Origin of the sequence: Zoogloea dura, assembly GCF_012927165.1 — a bacterium.
Classification (GTDB): domain Bacteria; phylum Pseudomonadota; class Gammaproteobacteria; order Burkholderiales; family Rhodocyclaceae; genus Zoogloea; species Zoogloea dura.
This window is the reverse complement of record NZ_JABBGA010000001.1, coordinates 288,293-306,229: the sequence shown is the minus strand read 5'-3', so window position 1 is coordinate 306,229 and position 17,937 is coordinate 288,293. Positions and strand designations below refer to the sequence as shown.

Below are 17,937 nucleotides of genomic sequence, written 5' to 3'. Positions count from 1 at the left end.
GCTTGACCGGGAGCGCTCCCCATGGACCTGACCCGCCTGCTGGTACGGCGCGCGGCCTGGATATTTCTGGCCAGCCTCAGCGTCGCCGTGCTGCTCGCCAGCTGGCGGGCCAGTGCGGACATCCGCCAGGAAAACCACGGCGCCCGTGAGGTCGCACGATTGCTCGAGGCTTTGTCGGGCCTTCAACGCGGCAGTACCGACGCCCTCCCACAAAATCTCGAGGCGCTGCAAGCCATCAGCCGCAGCGAGGCCTTGCGCCACCTGACCTTCCAGATCGAGGACGGGCAGGGGCAGGTCCTGGTCCCGGCGGCCAGCCCCATCCCGGCGGGGGAGGGCGGCGCCCGGCTGGTGCTGCGCAGGGAGGATGGGCAGACCTTCAATGCCGTCCTGATCCCCGATCCGCTCAGTGAACAGCGGGAAGCCCTGGCCGACATCCTCGGGATGACCGGGCTTTTCCTCGTTTACGGGCTGGCGATGCTGCTTGGCTCCTACTGGGTGGTGCGCCGCGCCTTCGGCCCGCTGCGCGCCATCCTCGGCGCCATCGCCGCATTCCGTCGCCAGGACTTCAGCGCCCGCCTGCCGCGCCTTCCGGTCCGCGAGCTCGACCACGTGGCCGGCGCGCTGAACCATCTGGCCGAGGCCCTGGGCGCCGCAGAGGCACGCCAGAAACAGCTCTCCGTGCGCCTGATGACCTTGCAGGAGGACGAGCGGGCCCGGCTGGCGCTATCCCTCCAGGAGCACTTCGGGCAGGCGCTCACCGCATTGCGCGCCAACGTGGCCTACCTGTTACGACGCACCGCCAAGGACGTTTCCCTGCAGGCCGCGGTGCGCGACATGGAAGCCCAGGCCCTGACTCTCCATCAATCCCTGCGGGGGCTTCTGCACCAGTTGCAGCCCGTTGCGGACGCGTTGGGCGAAGCCGACAGGCTGGCCATTGGCGGCCTGCTCGAAGAACTGGTAAAAAGCTGGCAGGATGCACGCCTGCCGGGCCGGGAGTTCCACCTCGACATCCATCCCGGCCACCTTGAACTGCCCCGTGAAACCAGCCTCTTTGTCTATCGGATGACCCAGGAAGCCCTCGCCAACATCGCCCGCCATGCCGACGCACGGAAGGTCGCCATCGAACTGCGGGTGGAGGCCGGCGATCCGGCGGTGCTGAGCTGGAGCGTATGTGATGACGGAGTGGGGATTGTCGCCCCCGAGGCGGCCATCCGCCATGGCAACGGCCTGGCCGGGCTGCGGGAACGCATCTGGGCGCTGGGCGGCCAGCTCGAAGTCAGCCCCCTGTCTCCCGGGCAGGCTCGGCCCGGCCTCCGGCTGTCGGCCAGGCTGCCCCTCGGGAGCGCCGGATGAGCCAGCCCCTGAGGGTGGTGCTGGCCGACGACCACGCAGTGGTGCGCACCGGCTACCGGCGCCTGCTCGAACTCGAGGACGACATGCAGGTGGTGGCTGACTTCAGCGACAGCGACGCCACCTGCCACTGGCTGGCCGAGCATCCGGCCGACGTGCTGGTGCTCGATCTGTCGATGCCTGGACGGGGAGGGCTGGAGACCCTGTCAAGGGTCAAGCTGCGCCAGCCCGGCCTCAAGGTGCTGATCTTCTCGATGCACGACAATCCGGCCATGGTGGCCCAGGCCTTGAAGGCGGGCGCCGATGGCTACCTGACCAAGAGCAGCGAGCCGGATGCCCTGATCGACGCGGTTCGCCAGGTAGCGCGCGGCGAGCGCCCGCTGTCGCCGGACGTGGCCCTGGCCATCGAGCCGGCGGGGGAGGGGATCCACGCCAGCCTGTCGCCCCGTGAATTCGAGATATTCCGCCTGCTGGCGGCCGGCCGCAGCGTCGAGGAGATCGCCCAGCGGCTCTTCCTCAGCATCAAGACGGTTGCCAACTACCAGACCGGGATCCGGCAGAAGACCGGCCTGGCGACGGTCCTTGACATGTACCGCCACGCGGAGGCCCATGGCCTCCTGGATGGCAGCGAATAAGCGGCCCTGAGCGTCGGCCCAGCGGCCCTCAGTGCCGGATGTCCTCGAGCTCGCTGACCGAGTCGAATTCCCGCTGATTGGCGTCGTGGCGCCGCTTGACCATGTACATGGTCCCTGCCACGAACACGCCGAAGAGCATCACCACCGTATTGATCGAAACCCCGGAGCTGATCAGCAGCGCATACAGCCCGGTCATGATCAGGATCGACAGGTTTTCATTGAAGTTCTGAACGGCGATGGAGTGCCCCGCACCCATCAGGATGTGGCCCCGGTACTGGAGCAAGGCGTTCATCGGCACCACGAAGAAGCCGGACAGGCCGCCGATCAGCACCATCAACGCCATGGCCAGATTCATGTCGGTGACGAAGATCATCACATTGACGATCACCCCCATGGCGATACCCAGGGGAATCACCTTCACCGACGAGCGCATGCTCACAAGGCGGGCCGCCAGCACGGCGCCCAACGCAACCCCCACGGCAACCACGCCCTGCAGCATGGAGGCCTTCGAGAGGTCCAGGTGCAGGGCCTGCTCGGCCCACTTGATCACGATGAACTGGAGAGTGGCTCCCGCGCCCCAGAAGAGAGTCGTGGTGGCCAGCGACACCTGGCCCAGCTTGTCACGCCACAGCAGCTTGAGGCAGTGGTTGAAGTCGTGGATCAGATAAATGGGGTTCGACTTGAGCGCCTTGTGGTCCACTCCGGTGTCCGGCACCTTGAGGTTGAACAGGGCAGCTATCAGATAGAGCAGGCCGACCACGCACAAGGCCATCTCCGGCACCGTGTCGATGCCGGTTTCCAAGAAAGGCAGGTCCAGCCCCAGCAGGGTCTGAGAGATGGACGGCTTGATCAGCATGCCCCCCACCAGGGTCCCCAGGATGATGGCGCCGACCGTCAGGCCCTCGATCCAGCCATTGGCGACCACCAGCAGGCGGTGCGGCAGATATTCGGTGAGGATGCCGTACTTGGCCGGCGAGTAGGCCGCCGCACCCAGCCCGACCATGGCGTAGGCCGCCAGCGGATGCACCCCGAAAAACATCATCGAACAGCCCAGGATCTTGATCGTGTTGCTGATCAGCATCACCCGCCACTTGGGCATCGAGTCGGCGAAGGCCCCCACGAAGGCGGCCAGCAATACATAGGACAAGGTGAAGAACAGCTTCAGGAGCGGTTCGTACTCCTGGGGAGATTGCATCTCCCTCAGCATGTAGATGGAAGCGATCAACAGCGCATTGTCGGCCAGCGCGGAGAAGAACTGCGCGGCCATGATCATGTAGAAACCGAAGGGCATCGCTGGGAATCGGAAGCTCGGTGAATTTTGGGGACCGCGCTTTATACCACGAAGGCGTTGCCACTTCTGGCGGTCCCGTCAATGTTGTGATTCAATGGCGGCACGCATAAACCGGATTTATGAACCATGGCGGATCGACGTCTCCAGGTTTTCCACGCGGTAGCCCGCAACGGCTCCTTCACGCGGGCTGCCGAAGCCTTGTTCATGACCCAGCCGGCGGTCACCTTCCAGATCAAGCAGCTGGAGGAACAGTTCAATACCCGCCTGTTTGATCGTGGACACGGGCGGGTCACGCTGACCGCCGCCGGCGAGCTGGTGATGGCCTACGCCGAACGCATCCTCGGGCTGACCGAGGAACTCGAGTCCCGGGTCTCCGAACTCACCGACGAGCTGTCCGGCATCCTGCACCTTGGCACCAGCACCACCATTGCCGGCTACTGGCTGCCCTACCTGCTGGAAGGCTTCAAGCGCAAGTATCCCCGTGTGATACCCCGGGTGTCGGTGGGCAACTCCCAGCTGATCGAAAGCCGTGTGATGGACCGCAACCTGGATGTCGGCCTCATCGAGATCGTGACCGAGCAGCCGACCCTCGATCGCAGGAGCGCGGGCCAGGATGAGCTGCAACTGATCGTCGCCCCCGGACATCCGCTGGCCGGCGAAACCTCAGTGCAGGCCGAGCAGCTTGCCGAGTACCCCTTGCTGCATCGGGAGCCCGGCAATGCCATCCGCGACCTGCTGGACCAGTACTTCGCCGCGGCCGGGATTGCCTTCGAGGACCTCAATGTGGCCGCCGAGCTGGGCAGCCTGTCCACCGTGAAGCACCTGGTGGCCCAGGGCTTCGGCATTGCCGTCGCCTCGGCGGCGGCGATCCGCAGCGGTGTCAAGGCCGGGCGCCTGGTCGGCATCTCGCTGGAGCCCAAGCTCTACACGCCGCTGGAAGTCATCCTGCTCAAGGACAAGTTCCGCTCCCGCCTCGTCAACACCTTTGCCGATTTCGTCACCGAGGAAATCGGCCGCCTGAGCGCCACCCGCAAAGCCTGAAACCATGCCCCGCCCGATTCGTGCCTCCATCGACCTGGAGGCCCTGCGTCACAATTATCTTCTCGCAAGAAGCAAGGCCGGCAGCGCCAAGGCCTTTGCAGTCATCAAGGCCAACGCCTATGGCCATGGCCTGCAGCGTGCCATCCAGGCCCTGGGCCCGGTGGCCGACGGGTTCGCGCTGCTCGACATCGCCGAGGCCGCCCAGCTCCGTGCGGCCGGGCTGACCCAGCCGATCGCCCTGCTCGAAGGCTTCTTCGAGCCCGCCGACCTGCCCGAGATTGAGCGCCTGTGCCTGATCCCGACCATCCATGGCGATGCCCAGCTGGCCATGCTGGAGAGAACGAGGCTCGCGGGCCCGCTGGATGTCCTGCTCAAGATCAACACCGGGATGAACCGCCTCGGCTTCACGGCCGACAGCTTTCCTGCCGCGCTGGCCCGCCTGCGGGCGCTGCCCGCCGTTCGCAGCATCACCCTTATGAGTCATTTCGCGCGGGCCGACGACGAGGCGGGGATCGCCCCCCAGCTGGCCCGCTTCAAGGCCATTGCGGGGGGGCTCGACCTGCCGGTCAGCCTCGCCAACTCGGCGGCCCTGCTGCGCTTCCCGGAGGCGACGGCGCAGATCGTGCGGCCGGGCATCATGCTCTACGGCGGCTCACCGATGCCGGATATCGCCAGCGCGGAGCAGCTGGGATTGCGCGCGGTGATGACCCTGAACAGCGAGATCATCGGCGTACAGGACATCACCCCGGGTGAGCGGGTCGGCTACGGCGGCAGCTTTGAGGCGGCTACCCCGATGCGGGTCGGGGTGGTGGCCTGCGGCTATGCCGACGGCTATCCGCGCCATGCGCCCACGGGCACCCCCATCCTGGTCGGAGGGAGACGGACCCGTACCCTGGGCCGGGTGTCCATGGACATGCTGGCCTGTGACCTGACCCATCTGCCGGAGGCCGGTGTGGGTTCGCCCGTCACCCTGTGGGGAGACGGCCTGGCCGCCGACGAGGTGGCGGCGGCGGCCGGCACCATCAGCTACGAGCTCTTCTGCGCCCTGGCGCCGCGGGTGCCGGTCCAGGTCCGGGGAGGGTAGGGGCATGGCCAAGGCGAAGACCGAGCACGTCTGCTCCGAGTGCGGCGGCAAGTCGCCCCGCTGGCAGGGCCAATGCCCGCATTGCAAGGCCTGGAACACCCTGGTCGAATCGGTGGTGGAACCGGAAGCGCCAGTGGCCAAGCGCTTCAGCGCCTTGGCTGGCGAAACCGGGCGCCTGCAGACCCTGGCGGACATCAGCCCCCGGGAGTCACCACGGATCCCCACCGGTATCGACGAGTTCGACCGGGTCCTGGGCGGCGGGCTGGTTCCAGGCGGCGTGGTGCTGATCGGCGGCGACCCGGGCATCGGCAAATCCACCTTGTTGCTGCAGGCCTTGTCGCTGCTGTCCGTGCAGCTCAGGGCCCTCTATGTGAGCGGTGAGGAGTCGGCGGAACAGGTCGCCCTGCGCGCCTCCCGCCTGCAGCTGGATGCGCAGGGCCTGCAGTTGCTCCCCGAGATCAACCTCGAACGCATCCTGGGGACCCTGCGCGAGCTCAAGCCGGACGTGGCGGTGATCGACTCGATCCAGACCGTCTATTCCGAAACCCTGGGCTCGGCCCCAGGTTCGGTCGCCCAGGTCCGGGAATGTGCGGCCCAGCTGACCCGCTTCGCCAAGCAGGGCAGCAGCAGCCTGATCATGGTCGGGCATGTGACCAAGGACGGCGCGCTGGCCGGCCCGCGGGTGCTCGAGCACATCGTGGACACGGTGCTGTATTTCGAGGGTGACACGCACTCCAGCTTCCGCTTGGTGCGGGCCTTCAAGAACCGCTTTGGTGCCGTCAATGAGCTGGGCGTGTTCGCGATGACCGAGAAGGGACTCAAGGGTGTCTCCAATCCGTCGGCCATTTTCCTGTCGCAGCATGGGCAGCAGGTGGCGGGCTCCTGCGTGCTGGTCACCCAGGAGGGCACCCGACCCTTGCTCGTCGAGATCCAGGCGCTGGTGGACAGCGCCCACAGCCCGAGTCCGCGGCGCCTGTCGGTGGGGCTGGAGCAGAACCGCCTCGCCATGCTGCTGGCGGTGATCCACCGCCACGCCGGGGTGGTGTGCTTCGACCAGGATGTGTTCGTCAATGCGGTGGGCGGCGTCAAGATCGCCGAGCCGGCGGCCGACCTGGCGGTGCTGCTGGCGATCGTCTCGTCGCTGACCAACCGGCCCCTGCCGCGGGAGCTGGTCGTGTTCGGCGAGGTCGGGCTAGCCGGCGAGATCAGGCCGGCGCCACGCGGGCAGGAGCGCCTCAAGGAGTCGGCGAAACTCGGCTTCACCCTCGCCCTGGTGCCCCGCGCCAACGCCCCCAAGCAGGAAATCCCCGGCATGAGGGTGATCGCCGTGGAGCGGATCGAAGAGGCGTTGGAGCAGATCCGCGAGCTGGCGACAGCCTGATTTCCATGCATTTCAGCCCTGAAGCGCCCGGAAAACCGCGGAATACCTCGAGATTGGCGCCACAGGGGGAAAAGAGCAGGGTAAGCTAGCGTCCGCGGGTGTTGTAGTGCGCTTGAGGCGCAAAGCGTCACCTGCCTCAGCTCCTGTATCCACCCATTTTTTTTACCTACCAAATACGAGCTATGAACAAGACTGAACTGATCGATGCGCTGGCGGGCAAGAGTGGTCTGACCAAGGCCGACGCTGGCCGCGCCGTGGATGGCGTCATGGAAATCATCACCGAAGCCCTGGCCAAGGGCGAGAGCGTGACCCTCGTCGGTTTCGGCACCTTCGCTGTCGGCGAACGTGCTGCCCGCGTCGGTCGCAATCCCCAGACCGGTGCCGAGATCCAGATCGCTGCCTCCAAGCAGCCCAAGTTCTCCGCCGGCTCCAAGCTGAAGGATGCGGTGAACAAGTAAGTCCGGGCATCCGGGCCGTGTCCGGGGCTTGCCCCTGAACACGATCAGAAGTGGCGATCCTCCGGGGTCGCCATTTTTTTGCCCGATTTGCCCAGTGTTCCCGCGCCTCTACCACCACTCAGCCGTGCTTCTCGTCACATTCTGTTTCAGGAGCGACTTCTTCCTGTCATTACCTGCAGGCTAGAATGCGCGCCCCGCGTGGCATATGAATGAAGATGCTGCGCCCGGAGCTTTTCCGGACTCAAGACAGGAACACAGCCATGTCCGAGACTTTACGGACTCATCCACAGCAAGCCCTCCCATCGCCTGCGCCCCTCTGCAACCGGGTGCTGCGTGAGGTATTGCTGGGCAATCTGCAGGATGCCGCCGAAGCGATCGAGCGCTGCACCGACGGACGCGACATGCGTAGCGTCTTCGCCTTTCCGGCGTTGCGCAACGAACTGCTGGAGGGACTCACCCTGATGGGTGAGAGTGCGCGTGCGCTTGCAGCGGAGGACAAGGCCTGCATGCCGGCGGTCGACTGGCCGGCCTGGGACGCACTCAGCCTGCTGCCAGCCGGCCCGATCCGGGAATGGCGGGAGCGGCTCTGGGACACCATTCAGGTGCTGGTGCCCCAGACCCGTCGCGAGGTTTCACGTTACCTCGGGCGGCTGACCGACACCGGGACCGCCGCGAGGCACTAGCGGATCGCGGTGCCTGCGGGCGCAGGCGGCATCGTCTTGAGCTTGTCCCGCAGGGCGAGCTGGGGTCGACTCAGGCGCAGTTCCGCGTCATCCGCGACGATCCGGGCGGTTTCATCGAGCAGGATGTCCTTGGCGTCCTTCCGGGCCTTCTCGGCGGCCAGATCGGCAGCCAGGCTGCGCTCACCACTCTGCAGTCCATCGTCCTTGAGGAGCGCCGCGAGCTTGTCCCGGCCGTCGGTCTTTTCGCGGGCCTTGAGGCGGGCCTCGCGGCTCTCCTTCTCCCGCCGCCTCTCGGACTCGTTCAGCGAAATGCTGCGGGTTTCGCGCAGGCGCCGGGCTTCGGCCACGTCCTCGAGCAGGGCCTGGAAGCTCTTGTCCTTGCTGATCCGCGCCTGGTGGCGAGTCTGCAGCGTGGTGATGGTGTCCTTGAGATTGCCCGTCGGCCGGAAGCTGGCGGAGTCAATCTGGGTCCAGGGCAAAGCGTTGTCGTAGCTCGACTCACCATAGGCGTCGGGATCCGCCACCGAGGGGAAGCGAATGTCGGGCATCACCCCCTTGAGCTGGGTCGTCCCGCCATTGACCCGGAAGAACTGGGCTACGGTCATCTTCAGGTCGCCGAACTTGGGCTTGTCGTTCTTGGCGATCTCGTCCAGGTTGATCATGGTCTGGACGGTGCCTTTGCCGAAGCTCTGCTCACCGATGATGGTCGCCCGCCCGTAGTCCTGCAGGGCGGCGGCAAAGATCTCGGAGGCCGAAGCGGAACCCCGGTTTATCAGCACCGCCATCGGGCCATCCCAGGCAACCCCGGCGTTTTCGTCGCTCTCGACCCCGATGCGGCCGTCCGGGCGCCGCTGCTGCACCACCGGGCCCTTGTCGATGAACAGGCCGGTCAGCTCCACCGCCTCGCGCAGGGATCCGCCGCCGTTGTTGCGCAGATCCACCACCAGGCCATCAACCTTTTCCTTGCGCAATTCGTCCACCAGGCGCACCACGTCGCGGCTGGCGCTGCGGTATTCCTTGTCGCCCCGGCGACGCCCCTCGAAGTCTTCGTAGAAGGCCGGCAGGGTGATCACGCCGATCCGACGCAGGGCAGGGCCGTCACCGACCTTGATGATGCTCTTGCGGGCGGCCTGCTCCTCGAGCTTGATCTTGTCGCGGACGAGCACCACCTGGCGATGCTTGCCGTCGGGCCCTGCATCGGCGGGCAGGATGTCGAGCACCACGCGGGTGTCCTTGCCACCGCGGATCAGCTTGACCACCTCGTCGACCCGGGTGCCGACCACGTCCTGCAGCGGCCCTTCAGCCTGACCGACACCGACGATCCGGTCGCCGACGGCGAGCTTGCCCGAACGGATGGCCGGGCCGCCCGCCACCAACTCGCGGATGGTGATGTACTCGTCCCGCTCCTGCAGCACCGCGCCGATGCCCACCAGCGAGAGGCTCATCGAGATGTCGAAGTCGTCCGATGCGCTGCGCCCGAGGTAGCTCGTATGCGGCTCGATCGACATGGCGAAGGCGTTCATGAAGATCTGGAAAACGTCCTCGCTCTTGTTGCGGGTGGCCCGCACCAGGAAGTTGTCGTAGCGCTTCTCGAGGGTCTCGCGGATGGTCTTGTCATCCTTCCCGGCAAGGCGCAGACGCAGCCAGTCGTTCTTGACCCGCTTGCGCCACAGGTCGCGCACCTCGGCATCGTCCTTGGGCCACGGAGCCTTGTCCCGCATATAGGTGTAGCTCTCCCGGGCCTCGAACTCGAAGCCCTGGCGGAGCTGCTCCCGGGCATAGGTGAGGCGCTCGACGGTGCGCTGCTCGAACTTCTGGAAAATCGTGAAGGGTATCGCCAGGTTGCCGCGCTGAATGGCGTCATCGAGGCGTGTCCGGTAATCGGCAAAGCCGTCGATGTCCGCCTGAGTGAAGATCAGCCGCTCGGGGTCGAGAGACTTGAGGTAGCGATCGAAGATCTTCTCGGACAGCGCATCATCGAGGGGCTGGGTCTTGTAATGGTAGCGTCCCAGCAGCTGGGCGCTCAGATAGGCCGTCTGCGCCTGTTCGACGGTAGGCTGCAGACGCTGCGCCGCCGAGGACTCGCCAGACAAGGCCGGTACCGCGAAAACAGCTGCAACAAGGGCCCAGATCAACCTCTTTTTCACTCGAAACTCCGCAAAGTACATGGGATCACACCGCAGCATTCGAAGCTACATGCTTCTTGAAGAGCAGTCGACAGCATTTTCCCTGATGGGTTCGTCTGTGAGCTTGTGCCGGGGCCGGAATTTCGTAACCGGGCGCTTCGCGAAGCCCGGGGCCCGATCAAGATTACAAGGATGTAATGCGCTGGTCAGTCTGCTGTTGGGCTTTGCGCCCCACACTGTCGACGACAGGAGGACCCGATGAATGCTGCTGCATTGGCCTGCCTTTCAAACACAGAGAGAGCCAAGCCCCACGATCACAATACGCAGAACCGGGGAGACCCACCATGAAGAGAACCCTGATCGCCCTGGCCTTCCTGACGGTCGTGGGCGGAGCGTCGGGCGCCGCCGCCCTGTACCTTGGCGTCATCAACGTCGCGGCGGACGAGCCGCATCATCCGCTGATCCATCATCTGCTCGAATTCGCCCGTGAACGATCGATAGCGGCAAGGGCGGCGGATCTTAAACCACCTGTCGATCTCCACGATCCGGAAAGGGTGCGCCGCGGCTCGGGCAACTACGATGCGATGTGCGCAGGGTGCCACCTGTCGCCCTCAGCGCCCGACTCGGAGATCCGGAAGGGGCTCTACCCCAAGCCCCCCAGGCTGGCAGACAAGCCCGGGGGCATGCGTGACGATACCCGGATCATCCAGGCTCGCCAGTTCTGGGTCATCAAGCACGGAATCAAGGCTTCGGGCATGCCGGCCTGGTCCGTGGGCGGCATGGAGGATGACGCGATCTGGGATCTGGTCGCCTTCCTTCAGCAACTGCCCGGGTTGACGGCCGACAGCTATGCTGCGCTCGTAGCTTCCAGTGACGGGCATAGCCATGTCCGGCACGGCCAGTCGGCGGAGCCCCCGGTGGAGAAAAAGGGCCACCCCCATCCGCCCGGCTTCAAGCATGGGCACTGAGTCTGCCCGAGATTACGGAGATGTAATGTCTGCGACAGCTTCCCGTCGGGGAGCTGCCGTCACAATGAAGCCTTCCGATCACTGAAGGATCTGCCATGAATCTGCAGACACTGGTGGTGTCGTCCATCCTGGGCCTGATTGCGGGTGCCGCCCTGGCCGGAACTCAGGTCGACGTCTACAAGAGCCCCTATTGCGGATGCTGCACCAAATGGATCGAGCACATGCGCGCCCAGGGCTTCGAGGTGAGCGCCCATGACGTGCCCGATGTTCCGGGGCAGCGCAGGCAACTCGGCATGCCCGAAGCCTACGGGTCATGCCACACGGCCAAGGTGGGGGGCTACCTCATCGAGGGGCATGTGCCTGCCGCGGATGTCCGGCGCCTGCTGAAGGAGAGGCCCAGGGCCATCGGCCTGGCTGTGCCCTCCATGCCACCCGGCTCACCAGGGATGGAAAGCGCCAGGCCGGTTCCCTATGAAACGCTGCTCGTCAGGACAGATGGTTCAAGCAGCGTGTTTGCCCGTCACTGAATTTCAACACCTTGTTCCTGCAGGAAACTCCCATGAAAGCTCCTTTCCTCGTTCTTGCCATCTGCCTGGGTGGCGCGTTCTCCAGCCCCGCGATGGCGGCCGATGAGCATGCCCATCACCCGTCCATGCACGGCAAGGCAGCCGCCGCCCAGCCGCTGACCGATGGCCTGGTCAAGAAGGTGGACAAGGCCGCCGGCAAGCTGACCCTGTCGCACGGCGCGCTGCCCAATGGCATGCCGGCGATGACCATGGCCTTCGGCGTCAAGGACGCGGCCTGGCTGGATCTGGTCAAGCCAGGTGACAAGATCCGTTTTGCCGCGGACCAGATCAACGGCGCGATGGTCATCACCCGCCTGGAACGCAACTGACCAGCGGGCGGGCCCTTGCGGCGCCGCCGGAGAGTCCGCCATGAGCACCTCGATGAAATCCCGCACGCATTGGCTGAGGGCCCTCCTGCTGGGAGCGCTCAGTCTGGGCGCCCACGCCCAGGACGCCGGCCTGGGCAGCAGCCTGGAGTCCTTGCTCGAGCACGCGCGTGCCCGCAACCCGGAGTACGCCGCCATGCGCCACGAGGCCGAGGCGGCGGCCGAGCGGGTGGAGCCGGCCGGCGCCTTGCCGGACCCCCGGCTGCGTACCGAGCTGCGCGACATCACCCGCATGGGCGAGCAAAGCCCCACGCTGGCGCCGGGACGGGTGGGCAGCACCCGCTACCTGGTGATGCAGGATGTGCCCTGGCTGGGCAAGCGCGAGCTCAAGCGGGAGATCGCCGAGCTCGAGGCGCGCGACGCCGAGGGGCGCGCCAGCGGTTCTTGGGTCGATCTGGCCACGCGCATCAAGGCGGCCTACGCCCAGCTCCATTACGTGTATCGCAACGAGCAGCTGACCCGCGAGACCCTCGACCTGATGACGCGGCTGGAGAAGACGGCCCAGGTCCGCTACGCCGGCGGCGTGGCGGCACAGCAGGACGTGATCCGCGCCCAGGTGGAGCAGACCGGCATGCGCGGCGAGCTCCTGGGGCTGGAGAACGAGCGGCGCCAGCTGCAGGCCAGGCTCAACACGCTGCTCGCCCGGCCCGGCATCGCGCCGCTGGCCATGCCCGAGCGACTGCGCGTCATGCCGCCGCCGGCCCGGCTCGAACCGGCGGTGCTCGAGGAGCGGGTCCGTGCCCGCAATCCGCTGCTCTTTGCCGAGGAGGCCAGGGTGAATGCTGCCGAGAAGAGCAGGGCGCTGACCTACAAGAACCGCTATCCCGATTTCACGGTGGGCGTCTCGCCGATCCAGTACCAGAGCGCGCTGCGCGAATGGGAGCTGATGGTGGAGCTGAACCTGCCGCTGCAGCAGGGCAGCCGCCGGGCCCAGGAGAGGGAGAGCGAGGCGATGCTGTCCGCGGCCCGCGCAAGACGCGATGCCACCACCCACCAGGTCCTGGGCGAGCTGGCCGAGAACCTGTCGGCCCTCGATGCCGCGCTGCGTAGCGAAACCCTGGCCAGCACCAGCCTGCAGCCCCAGGCCGAGCTGACCTTCAAGGCGGCGCTGGCCGGCTACGAGAATGGGAGGCTCGACTTCGCCACCGTGCTCGACGCCCAGCGGCAGATCCGCCAGGCCCGCCAGACCCGCCTCAAGGCACAGGCCGAAGCCCAGCTTCGCCTCGCCGACATCGAACGCATCCTCGGAGAAGACCTATGAAGACCGGCGCAGGCATTGCCGCTGCCACCCTGGCGCTGACGCTGGCCGCGGGAGGTGGTTACTGGTTTGGCCAGCGGCCCCAGGCCGGCCACGCTGAGGGCGAAGCGGCACAGGGCACCCCGGCAGCAGACAAGCCGCTGTACTACCGCAATCCGATGGGGCTGCCGGATACTTCGCCTGTCCCCAAGAAGGACCCGATGGGGATGGACTACATCCCGGTCTATGCCGGCGAGGCTGAAGAGCCGTCGACTGCCGCCGGTGCAATAAGGATCAGCACCGAGAAGATCCAGAAGCTGGGCGTGCGCACCGAGTCCGCCGAACTGCGCAGCCTCGACCGCAGCCTGCGCGTGGCGGGCCGCGTGGAGATCGACGAGCGACGCAGCTTCACCATCTCGCCCAAGTTCGAGGGCTATGTCGAGCGCCTGCATGTGAATGTGACCGGACAGCCGGTGGCCAAGGGCCAGCCGCTGTTCGAGGCGTATAGCCCGGAGCTGGTGTCGGCGCAGCGGGAGTACATCATCGCGGCGCAGGGCGTCGAAGCACTCAAGGATGCAGGGAGCGAAGCCCAGGCCGGCATGCGGCAGCTGGCCGAATCGAGCCTGTCGCGCCTGCGCAACTGGGACATCCCCGAGGACGAGATCCGCGCCCTGGCCAAGTCGGGCGCAAGCAGGCGGACACTGGGTTTCCGTTCGCCGGTGACCGGCATCGTCATCGAGAAAAAGGCCGTGCAGGGCATGCGCTTCATGCCCGGCGAGGCGCTGTACCAGGTGGCCGACCTGTCCTCGGTGTGGGTACTGGCCGATGTGTTCGAGCAGGACATCGGCCAGATCCGCGTCGGCGCCCCGGCCAGAGTGCGCATCGACGCCTATCCGGACAAGGTCTTCGAGGGACGCGTCAGCTATGTGTATCCCACCCTCAACGCCGAGAACCGCACGGTACCGGTGCGGGTGGATCTGCCCAATCCCGGCCAGTTGCTGAAGCCGTCGATGTTCGCCCAGCTGGAGCTGCCCGTCGGCAGCGGCCGGCAGGTGCTCACGGTGTCCGACTCCGCGCTGATCGACAGCGGCACCCGCCAGATCGTACTGATCGCCCGGGGCGAGGGACGCTTCGAGCCCCGTGAAGTGAGGCCCGGCGCCCGCGGTGCCCGCCACGTGGAGATACTCGACGGCCTGAAGGCAGGCGAGCAGGTCGTGGTGTCGGCCAACTTCCTGCTCGATGCCGAGAGCAACCTCAAGGCGGTGCTCAGCGGGTTTGGAGCCGGGCAGGGCAGCCCGGGCCAGAATCCGGCCACGTCGAAGGTGGCGGGCCACAAGGCGGAGGGAACGGTGGACGGGGTGGATGCCGGAGAAGGCACGGTGACCCTCAGCCACGGCCCGGTGGCGTCGCTCAACTGGCCCGCCATGACCATGGACTTCAAGGTGGCCAACCCTTCATTGCTCAAGACCCTCAAGCCGGGGAGCAAGGTGGGGGTCGAGTTCGTCGAGCGCCAGCCGGGTGAGTGGGTCATCACCGCCGTGACACCGGCCGGCTCCCATACGGGACACTGACAGGACGCCGCCATGCTTGCCAAGCTCATCGACTGGTCGGGCAGGAACCGTTTCCTGGTCCTGCTGGCCACCCTGTTCGTCATCGTGGCGGGCATCTTCGCGGTGTTGCGCACGCCCATCGATGCCTTGCCCGACCTGTCGGACGTGCAGGTCATCGTCTATACCGAGTACCCCGGCCAGGCGCCGCAGGTGGTGGAGGACCAGGTGACCTACCCACTCACCACGGCCATGCTGTCGGTACCCAAATCAAAGGTGGTGCGCGGCTTTTCCTTCTTCGGGGCGTCCTTCGTCTACGTCATCTTCGAGGACGGCACCGACATCTACTGGGCCCGCTCGCGGGTGCTGGAATATCTCAACTTCGCCGCCGGGCGGATGCCCAAGGGTGTCACACCACAGCTTGGGCCGGATGCCACCGGGGTCGGCTGGGTCTACCAGTACGCCCTGATCGCCCGCGACAAGACCCTCGCCGAACTGCGCAGCATCCAGGACTGGTACGTGCGTTACCAGCTGGCCAAGGCCCACGGCGTGGCCGAGGTGGCCTCGGTCGGCGGCTTCGTGCAGACCTACCAGGTCACGGTGGACCCGGTGAAGCTGCGCGCCTACGGCATTCCGCTGATGAAAGTGGCCCAGGTGATCCGCGACTCGAACCGGGATGTGGGCGGCCGTGTGGTGGAGATGGCGGAAACCGAATACATGGTGCGCGGCAAGGGCTATCTGCGCGGCCGCGAGGACATTGAGGCGCTGGTGGTCAAGGCCGGCGGCGGCACGCCAGTGCAGATCCGCGACATTGCGCGGGTCGAGTTGGCACCCGACGAACGGCGCGGCCTGACCGAGCTGAATGGGGAAGGGGAGGTGGTGGCCGGCATCGCCATGGCCCGCTACGGCCAGAACGCGCTGGAGGTGATCCACAACCTGAAGGACAAGATCGCCGAAATCGGCCCCGGCCTGCCAGAGGGCGTGACGGTGCAGACGGTGTATGACCGTTCGGAACTGATCCACCGGGCCATCGAGACCCTCAAGCGCACACTCATCGAGGAGTCGCTGATCGTCGCCCTGGTCTGCGTGGTCTTCCTGCTGCATTTGCGCAGCGCTCTGGTGGCGATCCTGATGCTGCCGGTGGGCGTGCTGATGGCCTTCATCGCCATGCGCCTGCTGGGCATGAACTCCAACCTGATGAGCCTGGGCGGCATCGCCATTGCGATCGGGGCGATGATCGATGCCGCCATCGTGATGATCGAGAACGCCCACAAGCACCTGGAGCGCCTGCCGGAAGGGCATTCCGGCCGGGAGCGCTTCGAGGCCATGCTGAGTGCCTGCAAGGAAGTGGGGCCGGCCCTGTTCTTCTCGCTGCTGATCATCACCGTGTCCTTCCTCCCTGTGTTCACGCTGGAAGGGCAGGAGGGTCGCCTGTTCTCGCCTCTGGCCTATACCAAGACCTTTTCGATGGCCGCTGCGGCCCTGCTGTCGATCAGCCTGGTGCCGGTGCTGATGCTGCTGTTCATCCGGGGCCGCATCCTGCCCGAGGCGAAGAACCCGGTGAATCGCCTCCTCATCTGGGCGTACCGGCCGATCATCGCCTGGGTCATGCGCTGGAAGAAGCTCACCATCGTGCTGGCGGCACTGGCAATGGCGCTGTCGGTGTATCCGGCGTCGCGCCTGGGCTCCGAATTCATGCCGACCCTCAACGAGGGCTCTCTGCTCTACATGCCGGCCTCGCTGCCGGGCATGTCGATGACCAAGGCCGCCGAGCTGATGCAGACCCAGGACAAGATCATCAAGAGCTTTCCCGAGGTGGCCTCGGTGTTCGGCAAGGCCGGCCGCGCCAATACGGCCACCGATCCGGCGCCGCCCGAGATGTTCGAGACGGTGATCAACCTCAAGCCCCAGTCCGAATGGCGGCCGGGCATGACGACCGACGGGCTGATCGCCGAACTGGACAAGGCCCTGCAGTTCCCCGGCGTCGCCAACTCCTGGACGATGCCCATCAAGGCCCGTACCGACATGCTGTCCACCGGCATCCGCACCCCCATCGGAATCAAGGTCTTCGGCAAGGACCTGGACGAGATGGAGAAGCTGGCCAAGCAGATCGAAGCGGTCGTCAAGACCGTGCCGGGCACCACCAGCGCCTTCGCCGAACGCATCACCGGAGGCTTCTACCTCGACATCGAGCCCGACCGGGAGCAACTGGCCCGCTATGGCCTGGCGGTTGGAGAGGTCCAGGACGTGATCGCCAGCGCCCTCGGTGGCGAGATGGTGACCACTACCGTGGAAGGCCGCGAGCGTTATGGGGTGACGGTGCGTTATCCGCGTGAGCTGCGCTCCAATCCGCAGCAGATTGCCCGCGAGGTACTGGTGCCCGTGATGGGTGGGGCGATGGTGCCTCTGGGGCAGCTGGCGAAGGTGAGTGTGACCAAGGGGGCACCCGGCATCCGCACCGAGAACGCCCTGCTGTCGGCCTATATCTACGTGGACATCCGCGACCGGGACATCGGCAGCTACGTGGCCGATGCGAAGAAGGCCGTGGCCGCGCAGATCAAGTTCCCGGCCGGCTACTACATCACCTGGAGCGGCCAGTTCGAGTACATGGAACGGGCCGTCGAAAAGATGAAGGTCGTCATCCCGGTCACCCTGCTCAGCATCTTCGTGTTGCTCTACCTCAACTTCAGGCGTCTCACCGAGACCCTGATCGTGATGCTGTCGGTCCCCTTTGCGCTGGTCGGCGGAGTCTGGCTGATGTGGCTGCTCGGCTACAACCTGTCGGTGGCGGTGGCGGTGGGTTTCATCGCCCTGGCTGGAGTGGCGGCGGAAACCGGGGTGGTGATGCTCATATACCTCGACCATGCTTGGGAAGCGCTCAAGACCCGGTGCCAGGCTGAGGGGCGTGCTCCCCGCGTTGACGACCTTTACGCCGCGGTGATGGAAGGCGCAGTGGAGCGGGTCCGTCCCAAGATGATGACGGTGGTCGCCATCATGGCCGGCCTGCTGCCCATCATGTGGGGCAGCGGAACCGGGTCGGAGGTGATGAGCCGCATCGCGGCGCCGATGGTCGGCGGCATGCTTTCATCGACGGTGCTGACTCTGGCGGTCATCCCGGCGATCTATGCACTGGTCAAGCAGTGGCAGCTCGAAAGGGGCAGGAGGGAGCAGGGCGCCGGGTAGG

At 66.1% G+C, this 17,937-nt stretch carries 15 protein-coding genes; 13 read left to right on the top strand and 2 right to left on the bottom strand.

What is annotated here, in order from left to right:
• Positions 1-21: 21 nt before the first annotated feature.
• Positions 22-1,353, top strand: coding sequence for a sensor histidine kinase (locus tag HHL15_RS01400; protein ID WP_169144023.1), 1,332 nt, complete (start codon positions 22-24; stop codon positions 1,351-1,353).
• The gene (locus HHL15_RS01395) at positions 1,350-1,985 is read left to right on the top strand and encodes a response regulator transcription factor (RefSeq protein ID WP_169144022.1); all 636 of its coding nucleotides are present in this window, start codon (positions 1,350-1,352) and stop codon (positions 1,983-1,985) included. The genes HHL15_RS01400 and HHL15_RS01395 overlap by 4 nt, the downstream gene beginning before the upstream one ends.
• Before the next feature lie 28 nt (positions 1,986-2,013).
• On the opposite strand, the gene lplT is transcribed toward HHL15_RS01395, so the two are convergent.
• Positions 2,014-3,276 (bottom strand): lysophospholipid transporter LplT, encoded by a 1,263-nt coding sequence (gene lplT / locus HHL15_RS01390; RefSeq protein ID WP_169144021.1) that lies wholly within the window; start codon positions 3,274-3,276, stop codon positions 2,014-2,016.
• A gap of 126 nt (positions 3,277-3,402) precedes the next feature.
• Here lplT and HHL15_RS01385 point away from each other — a divergent pair, with 126 nt between their 5' ends.
• From HHL15_RS01385 to HHL15_RS01365, 5 genes are all read left to right on the top strand, one after another.
• Entirely contained in the window at positions 3,403-4,317 is a 915-nt protein-coding gene (locus HHL15_RS01385; RefSeq protein WP_169144020.1) for a LysR family transcriptional regulator, read from the top strand.
• 4 nt (positions 4,318-4,321) lie between these two features.
• Positions 4,322-5,401: an alanine racemase gene (gene alr / locus HHL15_RS01380; RefSeq protein ID WP_169144019.1), complete on the top strand. Its 1,080-nt coding sequence runs from the start codon at positions 4,322-4,324 to the stop codon at positions 5,399-5,401.
• Between the two features lie 4 nt (positions 5,402-5,405).
• Positions 5,406-6,782 (top strand): DNA repair protein RadA, encoded by a 1,377-nt coding sequence (radA, locus tag HHL15_RS01375; protein ID WP_169144018.1) that lies wholly within the window; start codon positions 5,406-5,408, stop codon positions 6,780-6,782.
• Positions 6,783-6,964: 182 nt separating this feature from the next.
• Positions 6,965-7,240 (top strand): HU family DNA-binding protein, encoded by a 276-nt coding sequence (locus tag HHL15_RS01370; protein ID WP_169144017.1) that lies wholly within the window; start codon positions 6,965-6,967, stop codon positions 7,238-7,240.
• A gap of 260 nt (positions 7,241-7,500) precedes the next feature.
• On the top strand, positions 7,501-7,923 hold the full coding sequence (locus tag HHL15_RS01365; RefSeq protein ID WP_169144016.1) for a ribonuclease HepT family protein: 423 nt from the start codon (positions 7,501-7,503) through the stop codon (positions 7,921-7,923).
• Here HHL15_RS01365 and HHL15_RS01360 read toward each other — a convergent pair.
• Positions 7,920-10,070, bottom strand: coding sequence for a carboxy terminal-processing peptidase (locus tag HHL15_RS01360; protein WP_328824972.1), 2,151 nt, complete (start codon positions 10,068-10,070; stop codon positions 7,920-7,922). The two genes, HHL15_RS01365 and HHL15_RS01360, sit on opposite strands and share 4 nt — an antisense overlap.
• A 323-nt stretch (positions 10,071-10,393) precedes the next feature.
• On the opposite strand from HHL15_RS01360, the gene HHL15_RS01355 reads away from it, so the two are divergent.
• The 6 genes from HHL15_RS01355 to HHL15_RS01330 all read left to right on the top strand — a co-directional run bounded on the left by HHL15_RS01355 (position 10,394) and on the right by HHL15_RS01330 (position 17,936).
• The gene (locus HHL15_RS01355) at positions 10,394-11,017 is read left to right on the top strand and encodes a c-type cytochrome (protein WP_169144014.1); all 624 of its coding nucleotides are present in this window, start codon (positions 10,394-10,396) and stop codon (positions 11,015-11,017) included.
• Positions 11,018-11,112: 95 nt separating this feature from the next.
• Positions 11,113-11,544 (top strand): DUF411 domain-containing protein, encoded by a 432-nt coding sequence (locus HHL15_RS01350; RefSeq protein ID WP_169144013.1) that lies wholly within the window; start codon positions 11,113-11,115, stop codon positions 11,542-11,544.
• A 32-nt stretch (positions 11,545-11,576) separates the two neighbouring features.
• Positions 11,577-11,912, top strand: coding sequence for a copper-binding protein (locus HHL15_RS01345; protein ID WP_169144012.1), 336 nt, complete (start codon positions 11,577-11,579; stop codon positions 11,910-11,912).
• 40 nt (positions 11,913-11,952) lie between these two features.
• The gene (locus HHL15_RS01340) at positions 11,953-13,230 is read left to right on the top strand and encodes a TolC family protein (protein WP_169144011.1); all 1,278 of its coding nucleotides are present in this window, start codon (positions 11,953-11,955) and stop codon (positions 13,228-13,230) included.
• Positions 13,227-14,777 (top strand): efflux RND transporter periplasmic adaptor subunit, encoded by a 1,551-nt coding sequence (locus tag HHL15_RS01335; RefSeq protein ID WP_169144010.1) that lies wholly within the window; start codon positions 13,227-13,229, stop codon positions 14,775-14,777. Before HHL15_RS01340 ends, HHL15_RS01335 begins: the two co-directional genes overlap by 4 nt.
• Before the next feature lie 12 nt (positions 14,778-14,789).
• Positions 14,790-17,936, top strand: coding sequence for an efflux RND transporter permease subunit (locus tag HHL15_RS01330; protein WP_169144009.1), 3,147 nt, complete (start codon positions 14,790-14,792; stop codon positions 17,934-17,936).
• Position 17,937: the final 1 nt, after the last annotated feature.

What these genes read in the sequence shown, in the direction of transcription:
- HHL15_RS01400 (WP_169144023.1), top strand. Translation starts at nt 22, where the DNA reads ATGGACCTGACCCGCCTGCTGGTACGGCGCGCGGCCTGGATATTTCTG.
- HHL15_RS01395 (WP_169144022.1), top strand. Translation starts at nt 1,350, where the DNA reads ATGAGCCAGCCCCTGAGGGTGGTGCTGGCCGACGACCACGCAGTGGTG.
- lplT (WP_169144021.1), bottom strand. Translation starts at nt 3,276, where the DNA reads ATGCCCTTCGGTTTCTACATGATCATGGCCGCGCAGTTCTTCTCCGCG.
- HHL15_RS01385 (WP_169144020.1), top strand. Translation starts at nt 3,403, where the DNA reads ATGGCGGATCGACGTCTCCAGGTTTTCCACGCGGTAGCCCGCAACGGC.
- alr (WP_169144019.1), top strand. Translation starts at nt 4,322, where the DNA reads ATGCCCCGCCCGATTCGTGCCTCCATCGACCTGGAGGCCCTGCGTCAC.
- radA (WP_169144018.1), top strand. Translation starts at nt 5,406, where the DNA reads ATGGCCAAGGCGAAGACCGAGCACGTCTGCTCCGAGTGCGGCGGCAAG.
- HHL15_RS01370 (WP_169144017.1), top strand. Translation starts at nt 6,965, where the DNA reads ATGAACAAGACTGAACTGATCGATGCGCTGGCGGGCAAGAGTGGTCTG.
- HHL15_RS01365 (WP_169144016.1), top strand. Translation starts at nt 7,501, where the DNA reads ATGTCCGAGACTTTACGGACTCATCCACAGCAAGCCCTCCCATCGCCT.
- HHL15_RS01355 (WP_169144014.1), top strand. Translation starts at nt 10,394, where the DNA reads ATGAAGAGAACCCTGATCGCCCTGGCCTTCCTGACGGTCGTGGGCGGA.
- HHL15_RS01350 (WP_169144013.1), top strand. Translation starts at nt 11,113, where the DNA reads ATGAATCTGCAGACACTGGTGGTGTCGTCCATCCTGGGCCTGATTGCG.
- HHL15_RS01345 (WP_169144012.1), top strand. Translation starts at nt 11,577, where the DNA reads ATGAAAGCTCCTTTCCTCGTTCTTGCCATCTGCCTGGGTGGCGCGTTC.
- HHL15_RS01340 (WP_169144011.1), top strand. Translation starts at nt 11,953, where the DNA reads ATGAGCACCTCGATGAAATCCCGCACGCATTGGCTGAGGGCCCTCCTG.
- HHL15_RS01335 (WP_169144010.1), top strand. Translation starts at nt 13,227, where the DNA reads ATGAAGACCGGCGCAGGCATTGCCGCTGCCACCCTGGCGCTGACGCTG.
- HHL15_RS01330 (WP_169144009.1), top strand. Translation starts at nt 14,790, where the DNA reads ATGCTTGCCAAGCTCATCGACTGGTCGGGCAGGAACCGTTTCCTGGTC.